Genomic DNA, 13,899 nt, shown 5'->3' with positions numbered 1-13,899 from the left:
CACAATACACAAGAACATTATGAAAAGTATCTTTATAACATACGACCAGGCTCACCACGAAGGAGTGGCTGAGGCTCTCAAATCATCACTCTGCCGTGGCTATACGCTCTTCCCGACGGTGGGAGGCTGCGGCACAAAGACCGGCGAACCGCACCTCGGTTCACACGCATGGCCGGCAATGAACGAGGCTGTTATCACCATCTGCGATGACGACCGTGTGGAACATCTCTTGGCGCGTCTGCGCAAACTTGATGTGGATAATCCTCTCCTCGGTCTGCGCGCATTCGTCTGGAACATAGAGCAGACACTCTGATTTCCTTTGTATGGAAATACTGAAATATTTGGTTATTCCGGCAAAAAGTGTTACCTTTGCACCGGAATAACCATTTTTCATATATACATTAATAATATAAAGACAATGGAAAAAGTGATACTTACCGGTGACCGTCCTACCGGAAAACTGCATATCGGCCATTATGTAGGCTCTCTCCGCCGCCGTGTGGAACTCCAGAACTCAGGGGAATATGACAAGATTTTCATCATGATTGCTGACGCACAGGCACTCACCGACAATGCCGACAATCCGGAGAAGATACGCCAGAACGTCATAGAGGTGGCTCTTGACTATCTTTCAGCAGGTCTTGACCCGTCAAAGTGCAACATCTTTGTGCAGTCTGCCGTGCCTGAACTGACAGAGCTGGCTTTCTACTACATGAACCTTGTCTCCGTGGCACGTGTGCAGCGCAACCCTACAGTGAAGACGGAAATCGAGATGCGCAACTTCGAAGGCGGCTCTATCCCTACCGGATTCTTCTGCTATCCTATCTCACAGGCAGCGGACATCACGCTCTTCCATGGCACGACAATTCCTGTCGGAGAAGACCAGAAGCCGATGATTGAATTGACAAACGAGATTGTGCGCCGCTTCAACCATATCTATGGCGAGGTGCTGAACGAATGCCAGGTGCTGCTCCCTGAGAACAAGGCGTGCATGCGTCTGCCGGGAACGGACGGCAAGGCAAAGATGTCAAAGTCACTCGGCAACTGCATATATCTTTCCGATACTGCAAAGGAACTGAAGAAAAAGGTCAACTCCATGTTCACCGACCCACAGCACCTGAACATCGAAGACCCGGGACACATCGAGGGAAACACGGTATTTACATATCTTGACGCTTTCTGCAGGGACGAGGATTTCGAGCGTTTCCTCCCTGATTACAAGAACCTTGACGAGATGAAGGCTCATTACACCCGCGGCGGTCTTGGTGACGGCACATGCAAGAAATTCCTCTACAACGTCCTCAATGACCGTCTTGAACCTATCCGCACACGCCGCAAGGAACTGGAAAGCAATATCGCTGAGGTCTACGAAGTGCTGCGTCGCGGAACGGAGGAGGCACGCAAGGTGGGTGCAAAGACTCTTGCAGAGGTGCGCCATGCCATGCGTATCGACTACTTTGATGACAAGGAACTTGTTGCAGAGCAGCAGAAACGCTTTAACGAACAGAACAAATAGATTCTTTCAGGCATACAAATGATTACCGCCGATAGCTCTTTTATGGAGAACTGTCGGCGGTAATTGCGTATAGGGAGGGTAAAAGATTACGAGTCGTTATGAGAGTTTCGGCTTGGATGTGATAACCTCAAAGAGGGTGAATGCTGTTAGCATGGTCCAAAAGATTGTGACCTTTGTCGAACCGATCAGCAAGCCATTGAAGGTTCCAATGCATCTAATCAGGACATCAAACCAATTCAGTCTGTAACCATAGAGGTTTGTAAGGAATCCGGTTCCCGTCTTGCGTGAGTTGATAATGGCAGCTATGAGAAGAATCAGCAATGGGAGAAAAATGAGCACGCATATTACAGCACACCACAAATCATAGTTGTATGCTATGGGTAGCATAGCAAACGAAAGTAAGGAAATTCTTGGTAAAATGAAAAGATGTTTCATGTCAGACATGTGTTTGGTAATAATAATGAAATGGGCTCATAATGCAAGGCGAAATCAAAGGTAACCTTTTGCCATGTGAAGTGTAACCTTTTGCATGGTCAACTGTGACACTTTACCTGATGAAAGGTAACACTTTGTTTGAGCATCTTTCACGCCTTGTTGCGGCAGTGGTGAAGGGTGGGGTGTGAAAAAGAAAGAACCGGCATCGAAAGAAACGATGCCGGCTTCTTGCTTGTCGGGATGACCAGACTCGAACTGGCGACCCCTGCGTCCCGAACGCAGTACGCTACCAACTGCGCTACATCCCGAATTGCATCTGCAAAATTACAACTTATTTTGGAAATATGCAATAAAAATAGGAAAAAATACACTTTTTTGAAAAAAAACACGAAAAAGCTTGCACAGTTCAGAAAAAAGCAGTACCTTTGCACTCGCTTTTAGGAAATAACAATCCTAAGCACTGAAAGACGAGGTGCCATAGCTCAGTTGGTAGAGCATCGGACTGAAAATCCGTGTGTCACTGGTTCGAATCCCGTTGGCACCACTCGAAAAGGAAGTTGAGATAATCAACTTCCTTTTCTGTTATGTTGAATTTGTCGTTTTGTGGATTGTAAGTGATTGATTTCGCGCTGATTAGGCATACATCCAACTAACATCAATCCTGTTAGAACGAAAAATTCAAAAAAGGGAACGACCCGGTTGGTGTACATTGTGGTGTACATTGGAAAAGTTACATCCGGTTACAACTATTGGTTCATCATTCTTCTATTCTTAAATGCAAAACAAGAACAAAGAGTTATGGTGAAGCTAAAATTCATAATAAAGGATAGTTCCCTCGTCCTGAGAATAAGTGAGGGGAAAGAAAGATACTACAAATCGGTCAAACACCTTTTGACCGGCAGTCCCAATTTAGCGAGGCATTGGAACGCGGACAAAGAGCGTTTCTCAGCCAACGCCGTTTCATACTCGGAGAACAACAAGATTCTGGAGGAGTTCAAGAACCCCTATACAAAGTTGCTGCTTGAGCATCCTGAACTCACGGCGAGGCAGGTAGCGTCATACTTCCAGCCTATCAAGCAAGTCAAATGTGAAATCATTGAAAGACCGGTGGGAAATGCAGTACCGGCATCCGATTTCAACTTTGTTGAGAAATATCTGGAAGAGGTCATCTTGCGGGAAAAGGCAAAGTTGGGCTGCAATTTCGAGACCTATTCCAAACTGCTGAGCAAGTGCCGCAAAATCATCAGGGGTTTCTCATCCTTGACTTTCCAGTCGCTCGATTATAAGGCTTGTGTTCAACTGGCCCACACATTCGCAAAATATGATGGGTACAAGGGAACATCAAAATCTTTCAGGAACTTACTGGGCAAGGCCAGCAAGGATAAGGATGTCCCGTTCTCATTGGCCCAAATAGGGGACTTCAAGTTCGCGGAATATAATCCCAAAAGAAACTGCGCTGACAATAAAACTCCCGATATATTAACGCAAGAGCAACTGAGACGATTCATCAATGCGGATTTGTCCAAACTCACTCCGCAATACAAAAACCGTAAAGAAGTTGAACTGTATCGCGATTTCTGCATATTCATGTTCCACTCCTTTTTCGCTCCATGTGATGTCATTAAACTGAAATACTCGGAACTTACTCGCAATAACACAATCAGAACCAGACGCAAGAAAACACACCAACTGGTTGAAGTTCCGGTGTCTCCGGTAATGGGGAATATCATTTCCAAATACAGAGGAACAACTACAGATGGGTATGTCTTTCCAATCATGGACGATGAAAAAGAAAAGACATATCAGACCAAAGACTATACATTCAAAAAGTTTCGGGAAAAGCTCAATATCTGGCTTAAATCAGTCGGAAAAGAGCTGGGTATGGACTACGACCTGTATGCCTATGTGTTTCGCCATACGGCAATCACTGTGGCCTTGGATAGCGGCTTGCCCATTTCCTATATTGCAATGGCGGCAGGCACAAGCATAGAGATGATTCAAGAGCATTATTATAACGGGGATAGCGTCACGAATCAGCAGAGACTCCAGATGGCGTTTATGAAAGCTGCGACATAAATGTAAAAAGTCCCGGTAGCCTTGTTTTGCTACCGGGACTCAATTCTACACTTCACTTCAACAAATGGACGTACCCAAAACAAGATAACGGAACAAGGCTCCTGTAATTCCACCAATAATGGTAGCGATGAAATCGAGCCAATCAAAACCGTTACCTTTGATCCAACCGAAAGTACCGCCACGCTTGCCGTTCCAAAGCCAGTCTTTCATTTCAGCAGAAAAAGCGGCGGTAAAAGCTGCAACAACACCAAGAGTTAAGCCAATAAAGAAGCCGACAAGAATGTGTTTGGGACGGTTGCTTTCAGTAAGCCATTTGAAATACTTTTTCATATAAGATAAATTTATTCATTGTGCGGAAGGCATCCCAATCGAAGAGAATCCTATACAGGACAATCGGTTTTCAAGACCGTTGCAGCACCTTGCTGCTTTACCTTCCAAAATCCTCTGCGATTTTCACAAATGACAGAGGCAAAAGTGTTTCGTATGTAAAAAGAAAAAATAGCAAATTGCTTTGCGCTTTCAATGGGAGGGGCACCGCCGGAAGTGATCCAGCACCTTCAGATGAAACACCTGCTGTTCTTCATTAAACTACGCACCCATATTGTTACGGGGGCAGGACTCGAACCTGCGACCTCCAGCTTATGAGGCTGGCGAGCTACCCACTGCTACCACCCCGCGATATTATCGGTTACATTATAGATTAGTATGTAAACCGATAAAAGGTTTATTTTATCCCTTTTTATTGTGGAATTTACTGCCACATAGCCCATTTGGGACGTGTAGAGAGGTAATTCAAATCTCTTTCATGCTTGTATGCCTCACGCTCAAAAGAAATGTTTCGATAAGCGTTCCCTTTCTTAAAGAGACGCACAATCCACTCCAGCAGATATATTATGTAGAACAAGATATATCCAAGCTCTTTCATCTGGGCTGTATGGATTCTTTCGTGATTGAGCACAATATCGTTGATGTCACGCTCTGTACCTCTGACAAACAAAATACCGAAGAAATTGATTGCCAGGAATCCCTTAAATGGGATGATGTTATTGTAAATAATTTTCATATTTAATCTTTGAAATGTTCAACAACTTCTTCTATTGTGGCTTTACGCCATTTAAGGGAAACTTCCGATATATCATCATAGCCCTTATTATAGCACCAACAGCCTTCAGGTGAGATAAACCATTGGTATTTATCTGTATCATTTCTCAATCCAGCAATAGCAAGAAATTTTTCTTCATTAGTACCACAATCAATAGAGCACCCTATGTCAGGGTTGTTTTGTAAATCCCACTCTGGTGATGCAACATACCGCCATTCTTTTGTTGCCTTAATTCGGAATGTTGCAAGATATTTGCCCATCCATTTGCCATTATTCAGCCGATACCCCAGGCTTCCAATTTCTTGCGAAGCTCTGGGGTGTTTTTATGTATGAAACATGGTGTTGTGAATTTCGGTGTCATACCTTCCCTCCTTTCATAAAGCAAATCCAATGAGTGTTGGCGCGTTTGCCGGATATATGTCCAAAAATAGGTTTTTCTGATGTTAATTTAAGAATTTCAGACACTTTTATGTCTGTCTCATTCCATTTGAAAATTAGAAAACCACCGGGTTTTAGAACTCTGAAACATTCTTTGAAGCCCTTGGACAACATATCTTTCCAATCTCCTTCAAGACAGCCATACTTAATCATTTGGTAGCCTGATTTTTCTTTCTTGCTGCCTGTATATTTCAGATGTGGTGGGTCAAAGACAACCATCGAAAAGCTCTCATCAGAATATGGCATTGAAGTAAAATCAGCTTTTACATCAGGCTTCACCTCAAACTGACGTCCATCACATAGGGTTGTCTCAACATCACGTATATCTTGAAATAACACGCGATCATCCTGCTTGTCAAAATAGAACATCTTGCCGCCACAGCAAGCATCTAAAATGGGTTGTGTGATATTCATAACTTTTCATATTTAAGTCCGAAGCACCAACGAAGCATCAGTGCCTTGAAACGTGATATAGGCTTATAGACAGTTATAGAAGTGTCGGTTGGTTCATGCCTCAAATAACCGACCGGCTTCATAATTTTGATCTTGCAACTGCAACCATTGCGCATCATGTCTTCAAAGCCCTTACCAAGAGCCTGGAATTTTTCCACTGCATCCATATCATTTATGTTCTTTTTCAATATTCAACAATACGTCCTTTATCAATTGAAGAAAATACTCATCATCGTGAGATAACCTCCATCTAAAATATGGGGCGGTTTGCCATTCCGGATCATCTGGCGCATCCTCAAATGTGAAGAGGGCGAATTTATCAGCCCACAGTATTCGCCAAATCGCAAATAGTTTTCTCATTCAATAAATTACTTATAAATAATACCCCCATAAAGCATATCGTAAGTTCTGCTTTATGGGGGTATTTTTAACTTGTTTGGATAAGGCTATCTTTTGATATTCCACATTGTACTGGATGCTCCACCATCAAAAAGAACGTCAATATTCGCGCCCTTTTTCGATGCGATTATGTCCCACGCTTTAAGGTTGATGAATTGTTCGGCTGTTAAACCCATTTCACGCTGATATGCCTTGTCTGATGTCGCTCGCTGGCGTTCTGCGCGTTCTCGTGCAACCTCCATTTCATATCTGCGTTCCTGGGTCTGTCTTGCCTGAATTTGGGCTGCGGTATTGTTCATTTCTGCTAACTGTGCGGTATTGGGTATCGCTCGTCCTGTAATAACATTTATGACGGTAACAGGAAAATCTTTCTTCTCAGACAACTTTGCGATGTATTGTATCATGTCTGCCTTTACACATGAGTCTATATGCGCTATAACCTCTCTGTTACTTGTTAAATCAAATGGCGAATACTGAGAAACATAATGTCTGGTAAGATTGTTGTATATTTCCTTAATGTTATTGTTGTACCAATCAACACCGTAATTTTCAAGGAGCAATGGCGATTTACCTTTCTGAATCTGTAATGTAATCATTGTGTTGAAGTCCAGCGGAGTATTCTCGTTAGAAATTATATCATCCAATTTTTCCGTGTATTTCACAGGAATAATCTTGAATGTCTCCGAACTGGTACTCCACCAACACCAGGTACTTCCGGTTGTGACTGCATCCTTGTCAACACCGCCATGACCGAAAAACCAAGGCTTATGAACAAGAACGGATTCTTCGCCAGCTCCAGGTGCCACCCGGTGACAACTGGAGAATACTGTACATGCGATTAACGCAATCAATAGATACAAAAACTTTTTCATAATTTTTTGAATTAAAATGGTTATTGAATTTGATACTTGCTTACAAAGTGTTTGCACCCCAGATATGACTCGAACATTATCAAGCACCAGATTATAAACCTGGCATGTCTCCTTTCATAGCGGGAAGTGTCCATGTTACCTAAAAAATTTGGCAAATGTCTTGATTGACGATTCATTACTTACCTTCAATGCAGACAACTCCGCATTTTGATTGGTCAATGCGATAATTTGAGCTTGATTTGCCTCAATCTGATTTTGTATATCCCCATTGAGGCATTCCAAATCTTCTTTTGCTTTGTTAAAAACTTCCAAAATAGATTCTCTTCTTTCTTTGAAATTCGTCATAAGTTGTAATTTTTAGAGTGATTGTAAGATATGTGAACGAGTCATTGACTCCCATAACATAAGCCTGGTGAACTGTCATCTGCTCTATTTCACGATATATTCTTTTTAATGAATAGAACCATAATAGACATAATGTTTAGCAAATTACTGGCTTTTTGTCTATTCATGCTTAGTTGGGCATTATTTACGACCAAAATCTGCCGGAGTTTCACCCCAGCGTTTGTTGTCCCAGTGATAAATTTCAATTGTGTCCACGTCCGATGACAGTGCCCGCAGGAACATTTCTGCACGGGTCAGGTCTTTGCACGGTTTTGTAGATGACGTTTTCTTCGCTTTGAACCATGCGATTGCAGTCATGGAGTCGGTATAAATGATTCGAGGCTGGAAGTCATTCTCAATGATGAACTTCACAGCCTCGACAACCGCAAGAAATTCTCCTATATTAGTGGTTTGGTTCCCCAAATCCTTATAAAATATCTGTTCTTTGGTCGCTAAGTTTATACCTTGATACTCTGTCTTTCCATTCTTCATGGAATGGGCCGCATCAGTGGCGATTCCTTCGACCGGTCTTCTCATTTTTGCCTCTCTTGTTATGGATTTCACGCATATCCTGCTTCATCTGCTCTACCAGTTCGATAGCTGCGGTATTGAAGCTCTCTACGATATACATCAGATCCTTGACGTCACATCGCTTTTCCAGAACTGCCAGACAAGCCGGCAGGGATTTCACGCTTTCCTTCTGCCCGTGAAATGGGTCAAACCTTATGATTTTGTTGCCGAAAGCGACTTCTACCTGATACATGGAACCGCGAACATATTTGGTAGTCACAGTAGCCTTAAATTGGACAGCATTTGCTTCGATTGCAATATAGCCTGGAATGTGCTCCTCGCCAGTCTTTTTATTGATGGTCTTTGTCATCGGAATGAGGGTGCAGTCATACAGCACATTAGGCAGTATGTTGTTTGACATTTCCCGGTCGATGATGACAATCTTTTTAGGGTACGGGGAATCCTGACGAACTCCGCATACTACGCCATTTACAGGATTCTGGGAAACGAAACTGATAAATGCTCCGTTCTTCTCAGATTTGATGAATTTGAGCTTCGTGTGAACCTTTTCTACACCAGCTCCGGTTGTCTCGATTTTATTGATGTCTTGTTCCATTGCGGTTGTTATGATTATTCAAAATAAAAAACCACCGAGCCGCAAATGATGCAACCCAGTGGTACAAAGTTAGCTTATAAAAGTTGGATTTAAGCTATTTTTAACGACAAAATGTTTTCGTAAAACACTGATATTCAGTCGTTTTGTGTTATAAATAAGTTGCCGTTTGAATTTGATTTATTTGCTTTAATTCAACTTGTTAGACAGATAACAGCAATCTCAATTCCTGTTATGATGAAAAAATTTAATAATCCATTTCTTTTTCTGCTTTTATGCGTTCTATATCTGGCAAATCAAGTGCCCCGTTCTCGTTTCGGCAATCAATGATACATATCTCAGTACCGTCTCTCCCGAAAAGGGACAGGACAGATAAGCCATCAGGCATAACGCCTACACCAGATTCTAACACGCGGATAGTTGACAATGATTTTAACGCTCGATCAACGTCATTCCCCAGAACCATATATTGCCCCGGAATATGATAAAGAATGAGCGCTTTAGGGTGCAATGCTTTATAATAGTCATGCACTTCAATTTGCTTTACGTTCATATCGATAAGAATTATAGTTTAATACTATCTATTGCGCAGTTCTCGCAGAGACCATCAAATTTTTTATGCTCACTGCGAGAAATCTCTTTACGGCATTTTGAGCAATAATAAACCGGCTGCTTTCTATGAAACAAAAATCCCCTCACTTTTTGAGGGGATAAGCCGTATTTATTTGCTATAGCCTGAAGGACGAGTTTTGGTAACGCTTTCGTCATTTTTCGCTGAGTTTGATATTCATATTCCAGCACCATGCGAACTGCCACATCATTCGCCAGCAGACCCAAGGCGTCGAGTTTCTGAAGGTCAATTGCAGGGAATCCGGTTACAGTAGAAAGCTTATTGTATTCGTCGTCGGTAAATTGAAAACGTCTCATGGCTTTTTGTTTTTCTGCTTTTTCTTAGGACGTGCAAATTCTTCTATTTGGCATTGTATTTTGTCTATTGAATCAGTAAATCCATCGAGAGTGTCCATAGCGTCTTGCATCGCAAATCCTCTGGAAGATTCTTGAAGTCCCTCTGGAAGGGAATACAAGGCATCTTCTTCTTCCTCTCGGATTTCGCCAATCCTATCTTTTGCCTCTTCCAGCAAATCGATTACGTCCAATAGTTCTTCTCTTCTTTCTTTATTCATATATTATTCAAATTGTATTTCTATATCCAAAGCATTGATAATGTCCAAGAAGCTTTCAATTCTCAAACCGCCATTACGATTTTCAAAAGCGTCTATTACTGTCATGGGCACCTTGACATTCTTTGCTAATTGTCTGGACGATATTCCGGCAAACTCACGCTCTCGCTTAATGCACTCACGCAAATCGTCAACGGTGCTGATTATCCAGTATTCCTGACCGGTTAATATAAAAGATGTCTTACACATAAGAATGTAAAGCATCATATCATTAACATTGAAACTGCCAAAGCCACGTTCAATGGCTTCTATTTTCTTGTTGGATAACTGTAAGATATATGGTAAACTGTCTTTTAGACGTACATGCGCTTCATCTTTCTGTTTTACCAATTGTTCGCATAATTCTGTACAATTCATATCAATTTGTTTTATCTTTGCTGTTTTTGTAATAAGGTATAGCCACCTCACATATAAGACCTATAGCAATTCCTGCAAACGTCGTAACCAGCAAAGTGGCTTCAAATTCATGCTTTAGGCAATAAAAGAACAGAACAATAGACGCTGCTATTATGTGAAATGCAACAGCAACAATCAAGATCCATTTTATAGTTTTGAAGTACCATATTATTGGAAAGCGTTTTGGGTGATCATCTTCAGGCTCTCTCTCAGAGAAGTTTTTATTCGCTATGATACATTGAAAACAACCTATCAATATGAGCGCCAAAGCGAACAATACGATACATGGGTTGTTTTCCACCCAGTATGATAATACTGGTAAGCACAATAGCAACAAGCACAATATTCCTCCATTTATCAGGATTTTGGCCATAATTAACAATTTCTTTCGATTCATACCCTTCTTTTGGTTACATGATAAATTGATAAGCCAGCCCTATAGTCAAAGCCATGCCTGGCACCACAGAAGCAAAAGCAAGCAGTAACTTAAATCCGTTTAATCTGGGGAACAATACGCCTGTTTTAGATGCAATAAGTTTCCAATATAGCAAGGTGATTATTCCGATGATGACACTGATACACATGCTCATCAGGCCCGACCATACGGCTTGCAATGACCATGTTTCATTTTCACCAGCCTCGATAAATACGCCTAAGAAAAGAAAGAATACCGTAGATAGCAATGCTCCGGCTCCAAAGCCTATAAGCATCAACATCGTAGTGTCTATATCATCTCGTTTTTCTTGTTTCATAATTGTAACATTATATTTGCATGGACACAAGAAAAGTGGGCTGCCATCCGTACTAATTCGCAGGTATCGCCAAACACCTATATACACGCACGGATAGGCAGCCCACTGTGTATGAGCTGTCTCCGTGCCTCGTGTATATTTGTTTAATTTGGCGATTTAACGAATATGAGGCACTTTTCTAATATGTCTTATTCGGCAATTAAAGCCACTGCAAAATTACAAAATATCATTGGATTTCTTGTAAACTTTGTACAACTATTAACTCAATTCTACCATTATAGCTCAAATTGTTACGGTTATAGCCTTACGAAGTTCACCTGTATAGCCATGAGCACGCAACGCTTTCAGCAAAAGGTCCACTGGAACCAATTGAGCTGTGGTGTCATCTTCCAGCACCAGAGAAGCTTTGAAAGCAGCATAGTCCGGGCACATGTGCTTTTGTTCAAACGGACACCTGTTTCTGCCAACGACTTTCTTGTTATGGCAGTTGCTACAAAATTGTTTAAGCCTGTCATTCATACATTGATCACTTTAACGAGTCTGAGTTCTCCGTTATAACCACGACGACGGAGTTCGCCAAATAGATTGTCGTCACTAAAATCTGCCAAACTGAGGATGGCCTTATTCCCAGGCTGAGGTTGATAATCTGTTGGACGAACCTCACGTACTTCATTTTTAGATGTGTTCTTACTTGTTTTTGCCATTGTTGTAATGTTTTTATTGATTATTTTTGTAAATTTGCGGTGTAAAAAAGATGAGGGTCAGAATATGCCAGTACCCCAACCCTCATCAACCGGTGAGTTGACTTACGCCTATCTTATGCCGGCTGTAAGTCTGAATCGCAAGCAATTCCTTTTAGAACGGTGTTGTCAACTTCAACGCGATAGAAGAACTCGCGTTCCTCCGCATCGTTATCGCTGAAAGAGGCATAGACCTTCTTGATTTTACCAACCTTCCCCTTGTACTGGGGTTGAAGGCTGTTGCTCACGATTGTTACTCGGTCGTTTGTTTTGAATTTTGCTGTTGCCATTGCTGTTATGCGTTAAATTTTGCTCTCCATGCCAAATAGTCTTCACGAGCTTGAGCCAAAACATCGGGCGCTTTGGCTTTAAGATCATCTACTCTTACGATAGGCACCCCATCGTGAGCAATATATAGACAACCGTTAAACTCGGTGACGTTGATACTTTCGCAGCTTATCTTCTCTAACTGCTTGGTATGACGTTCTTGACGTGCGGCCTGAGAGCGTTCTTTAATACGCTTCAGCCAATTGCAAATAGCATTAAAAAATTTCATTTACATAACTGTTAAATGATTTAGATGAATTATTGTGGTCGGAGCCACCATATCAATTTGGTTTATTCGTATGATTTACTGCGTTTGCTTGTTTAGGAAATTAACAAATTGTTCTGCTTCTTTCTCAGATTTACCAAAGCAATTCATAAGAACTTGAATTTTCGCTTCATTTAGGCATTTCCGGCAATAAGGTTCAGCCGGAATGTCAGGGTCAATCATGGGCCAAAAAGCTACGGCCTGTTTGCCGCAGATGCAGCATTTACATTCAGAGGCTTTCATTCCTTACTCTTGTTTTGCCCATTCTTCTACAACCTTACATGCCTCTCCTCGAATAAAGAGCATATCCCCACTTCCATCTCCCCACCAGTCGTTACATTGACTGAGGAAACGTCCAGTGTGATTGTCTGGGCAAAGTTTCTTGTAGATTGACTTAAACATCGAGGCAACTTTACGACCGCTAAAATGACCAGCGTCCTTGGCATCGTTAGTACAATAACCCCATGCGTAGGCGGTTTCCACCTCTCCAACTTCATTGCGAAATTCCATATCGCAATCTCCCCAGGAGCCATAGTTAATAGTATCTTTCAATAACTGTTGCTCATCTGTTGTAAGCTGGGATTCAATAATTTTGATTATTTCTATAGTTTCCATTTTGATTTACTTTAGAGAATCCTAAAATTTTTACATCGTCTGAATATGCTGTGTGCCATATCCAATTTTTCGATTGAAACATTGTACACCCTTTCTTGCGGAATTTTGTATTGGCCGGGAATCTAAAAACTGCCGTAACCAATTCGATGGAGCCATCGGATAACTGTACAAACATTCCACGCTTTAGGCGTTTTGGTGATGACTTATTATTATGAGTTTTCATCGCTGTTCATTTTGCACCCCTGCTGGATGCCTTACTACATATAAACTGGCAATCAGAGTATTATCTTCTTGCTCGAAACCGAGTATTCCCTGGTCAAAAAGATATTGACCTATTTCAATAGCAATATTTCGCTTTACTATGTCAATAGGCATCATATCAATCTCTTCTTGCGAGAGCATATATTTTCGCTGCACCAAACCAAAATCTGAACAACGAATTTTTATATAATCCTCTTGGTTGTTCCTTGTCTCCATTCCTTATATTTTTTAATCCACTCATCATAGCTTTTCAACATGATGTTATTAGGTATATCTGTAATACACAAGCATCTATCACACACTATATTGCCGTTTAGGTTATCAAGCTCATACCACCCATGATGTTTGATATATTGTTTGACAAATGCTGTCCAAGCGAAAATTCCCCATTGTTTTTGTAACTCTTCCGGTGGTATTGGTATGTATATTTCTTTGCCACACCGCTTGCACTTGGGGTGCTCTCCATCGTAACGAAGCTTTTGACGTAATTCTGTTATATTCATA

Annotated in this window: 27 protein-coding genes and 3 tRNA genes; 4 read left to right on the top strand and 26 right to left on the bottom strand. The window is 41.5% G+C overall.

The window, feature by feature from the left end; genetic code table 11:
- Positions 1-19 precede the first annotated feature (19 nt).
- Together E5358_RS05900 and trpS are read left to right on the top strand one after the other, a co-directional pair.
- Positions 20-313, top strand: coding sequence for a PG0541 family transporter-associated protein (locus tag E5358_RS05900; protein ID WP_135939312.1), 294 nt, complete (start codon positions 20-22; stop codon positions 311-313).
- A 105-nt stretch (positions 314-418) separates the two neighbouring features.
- Positions 419-1,516 carry a tryptophan--tRNA ligase gene (gene trpS, locus E5358_RS05895; protein WP_135939311.1) on the top strand — a complete coding sequence of 366 codons (1,098 nt, stop codon included), beginning with the start codon at positions 419-421 and terminating at the stop codon, positions 1,514-1,516.
- A gap of 96 nt (positions 1,517-1,612) precedes the next feature.
- Here the strand turns inward: trpS and E5358_RS05890 are convergent, their stop codons facing one another.
- Positions 1,613-1,951 carry a hypothetical protein gene (locus E5358_RS05890; RefSeq protein ID WP_135939310.1) on the bottom strand — a complete coding sequence of 113 codons (339 nt, stop codon included), beginning with the start codon at positions 1,949-1,951 and terminating at the stop codon, positions 1,613-1,615.
- A gap of 235 nt (positions 1,952-2,186) precedes the next feature.
- Positions 2,187-2,259, bottom strand: a tRNA-Pro gene (locus E5358_RS05885).
- A 163-nt stretch (positions 2,260-2,422) separates the two neighbouring features.
- On the opposite strand from E5358_RS05885, the gene E5358_RS05880 reads away from it, so the two are divergent.
- Both E5358_RS05880 and E5358_RS05875 read left to right on the top strand, forming a co-directional pair.
- Positions 2,423-2,495, top strand: a tRNA-Phe gene (locus tag E5358_RS05880).
- Between the two features lie 254 nt (positions 2,496-2,749).
- Positions 2,750-4,027, top strand: a complete 1,278-nt coding sequence (locus E5358_RS05875; protein ID WP_135939309.1) for a site-specific integrase — start codon at positions 2,750-2,752, stop codon at positions 4,025-4,027.
- Positions 4,028-4,084: 57 nt separating this feature from the next.
- On the opposite strand, the gene E5358_RS05870 is transcribed toward E5358_RS05875, so the two are convergent.
- The 24 genes from E5358_RS05870 to E5358_RS05760 all read right to left on the bottom strand — a co-directional run bounded on the left by E5358_RS05870 (position 4,085) and on the right by E5358_RS05760 (position 13,898).
- Entirely contained in the window at positions 4,085-4,357 is a 273-nt protein-coding gene (locus E5358_RS05870; protein WP_135939308.1) for a hypothetical protein, read from the bottom strand.
- 274 nt (positions 4,358-4,631) lie between these two features.
- A tRNA-Met gene (locus E5358_RS05865) sits at positions 4,632-4,705 on the bottom strand.
- Positions 4,706-4,778: 73 nt separating this feature from the next.
- Positions 4,779-5,090, bottom strand: coding sequence for a hypothetical protein (locus E5358_RS05860; RefSeq protein ID WP_135939307.1), 312 nt, complete (start codon positions 5,088-5,090; stop codon positions 4,779-4,781).
- Between the two features lie 2 nt (positions 5,091-5,092).
- Positions 5,093-5,389 (bottom strand): hypothetical protein, encoded by a 297-nt coding sequence (locus E5358_RS05855; RefSeq protein WP_277821178.1) that lies wholly within the window; start codon positions 5,387-5,389, stop codon positions 5,093-5,095.
- Positions 5,390-5,486: 97 nt separating this feature from the next.
- Entirely contained in the window at positions 5,487-5,981 is a 495-nt protein-coding gene (locus tag E5358_RS05850; protein WP_223301211.1) for a class I SAM-dependent methyltransferase, read from the bottom strand.
- On the bottom strand, positions 5,978-6,187 hold the full coding sequence (locus tag E5358_RS05845; RefSeq protein ID WP_277821177.1) for a hypothetical protein: 210 nt from the start codon (positions 6,185-6,187) through the stop codon (positions 5,978-5,980). Before E5358_RS05845 ends, E5358_RS05850 begins: the two co-directional genes overlap by 4 nt.
- 1 nt (position 6,188) lies before the next feature.
- Entirely contained in the window at positions 6,189-6,380 is a 192-nt protein-coding gene (locus E5358_RS15310; protein WP_277821176.1) for a hypothetical protein, read from the bottom strand.
- A gap of 86 nt (positions 6,381-6,466) precedes the next feature.
- On the bottom strand, positions 6,467-7,291 hold the full coding sequence (locus tag E5358_RS05840) for an SPFH domain-containing protein (protein ID WP_135939305.1): 825 nt from the start codon (positions 7,289-7,291) through the stop codon (positions 6,467-6,469).
- 135 nt (positions 7,292-7,426) lie between these two features.
- The gene (locus E5358_RS05835) at positions 7,427-7,636 is read right to left on the bottom strand and encodes a hypothetical protein (RefSeq protein WP_135939304.1); all 210 of its coding nucleotides are present in this window, start codon (positions 7,634-7,636) and stop codon (positions 7,427-7,429) included.
- A 180-nt stretch (positions 7,637-7,816) separates the two neighbouring features.
- Complete coding sequence (locus E5358_RS05830) at positions 7,817-8,212, bottom strand: RNase H family protein (RefSeq protein WP_104405231.1); 396 nt, start codon at positions 8,210-8,212, stop codon at positions 7,817-7,819.
- Positions 8,181-8,801, bottom strand: coding sequence for a hypothetical protein (locus tag E5358_RS05825; RefSeq protein WP_104405230.1), 621 nt, complete (start codon positions 8,799-8,801; stop codon positions 8,181-8,183). Before E5358_RS05825 ends, E5358_RS05830 begins: the two co-directional genes overlap by 32 nt.
- 244 nt (positions 8,802-9,045) lie before the next feature.
- Entirely contained in the window at positions 9,046-9,351 is a 306-nt protein-coding gene (locus E5358_RS05820) for a hypothetical protein (RefSeq protein WP_135939303.1), read from the bottom strand.
- Positions 9,352-9,362: 11 nt separating this feature from the next.
- Complete coding sequence (locus tag E5358_RS05815) at positions 9,363-9,725, bottom strand: hypothetical protein (RefSeq protein WP_135939302.1); 363 nt, start codon at positions 9,723-9,725, stop codon at positions 9,363-9,365.
- Entirely contained in the window at positions 9,722-9,982 is a 261-nt protein-coding gene (locus tag E5358_RS05810; RefSeq protein ID WP_104405227.1) for a hypothetical protein, read from the bottom strand. The genes E5358_RS05815 and E5358_RS05810 overlap by 4 nt, the downstream gene beginning before the upstream one ends.
- A 3-nt stretch (positions 9,983-9,985) precedes the next feature.
- Entirely contained in the window at positions 9,986-10,396 is a 411-nt protein-coding gene (locus E5358_RS05805; RefSeq protein ID WP_135939301.1) for a helix-turn-helix domain-containing protein, read from the bottom strand.
- Position 10,397: 1 nt separating this feature from the next.
- On the bottom strand, positions 10,398-10,832 hold the full coding sequence (locus E5358_RS05800; RefSeq protein WP_135939300.1) for a hypothetical protein: 435 nt from the start codon (positions 10,830-10,832) through the stop codon (positions 10,398-10,400).
- A 13-nt stretch (positions 10,833-10,845) separates the two neighbouring features.
- Positions 10,846-11,187, bottom strand: coding sequence for a hypothetical protein (locus E5358_RS05795; protein ID WP_135939299.1), 342 nt, complete (start codon positions 11,185-11,187; stop codon positions 10,846-10,848).
- A gap of 515 nt (positions 11,188-11,702) precedes the next feature.
- The gene (locus E5358_RS05790; protein WP_104405223.1) at positions 11,703-11,891 is read right to left on the bottom strand and encodes a hypothetical protein; all 189 of its coding nucleotides are present in this window, start codon (positions 11,889-11,891) and stop codon (positions 11,703-11,705) included.
- 113 nt (positions 11,892-12,004) lie between these two features.
- The gene (locus E5358_RS05785; protein WP_277821175.1) at positions 12,005-12,175 is read right to left on the bottom strand and encodes a hypothetical protein; all 171 of its coding nucleotides are present in this window, start codon (positions 12,173-12,175) and stop codon (positions 12,005-12,007) included.
- A gap of 47 nt (positions 12,176-12,222) precedes the next feature.
- The gene (locus E5358_RS05780; protein ID WP_135939298.1) at positions 12,223-12,483 is read right to left on the bottom strand and encodes a hypothetical protein; all 261 of its coding nucleotides are present in this window, start codon (positions 12,481-12,483) and stop codon (positions 12,223-12,225) included.
- Positions 12,484-12,558: 75 nt separating this feature from the next.
- On the bottom strand, positions 12,559-12,762 hold the full coding sequence (locus tag E5358_RS05775) for an ATP-dependent Clp protease adaptor ClpS (protein ID WP_135939297.1): 204 nt from the start codon (positions 12,760-12,762) through the stop codon (positions 12,559-12,561).
- A 3-nt stretch (positions 12,763-12,765) separates the two neighbouring features.
- Positions 12,766-13,134, bottom strand: a complete 369-nt coding sequence (locus tag E5358_RS05770; RefSeq protein WP_135939296.1) for a hypothetical protein — start codon at positions 13,132-13,134, stop codon at positions 12,766-12,768.
- Positions 13,135-13,353: 219 nt separating this feature from the next.
- Positions 13,354-13,611, bottom strand: a complete 258-nt coding sequence (locus tag E5358_RS05765; protein ID WP_135939295.1) for a hypothetical protein — start codon at positions 13,609-13,611, stop codon at positions 13,354-13,356.
- Positions 13,578-13,898, bottom strand: coding sequence for a hypothetical protein (locus E5358_RS05760; protein ID WP_135939294.1), 321 nt, complete (start codon positions 13,896-13,898; stop codon positions 13,578-13,580). Before E5358_RS05760 ends, E5358_RS05765 begins: the two co-directional genes overlap by 34 nt.
- Position 13,899: the final 1 nt, after the last annotated feature.

Origin of the sequence: Palleniella muris (genome assembly GCF_004792655.1) — a bacterium.
Classification (GTDB): Bacteria; Bacteroidota; Bacteroidia; order Bacteroidales; family Bacteroidaceae; genus Prevotella; species Prevotella muris_A.
This window is presented reverse-complemented; position numbering and strand designations above follow the sequence as displayed.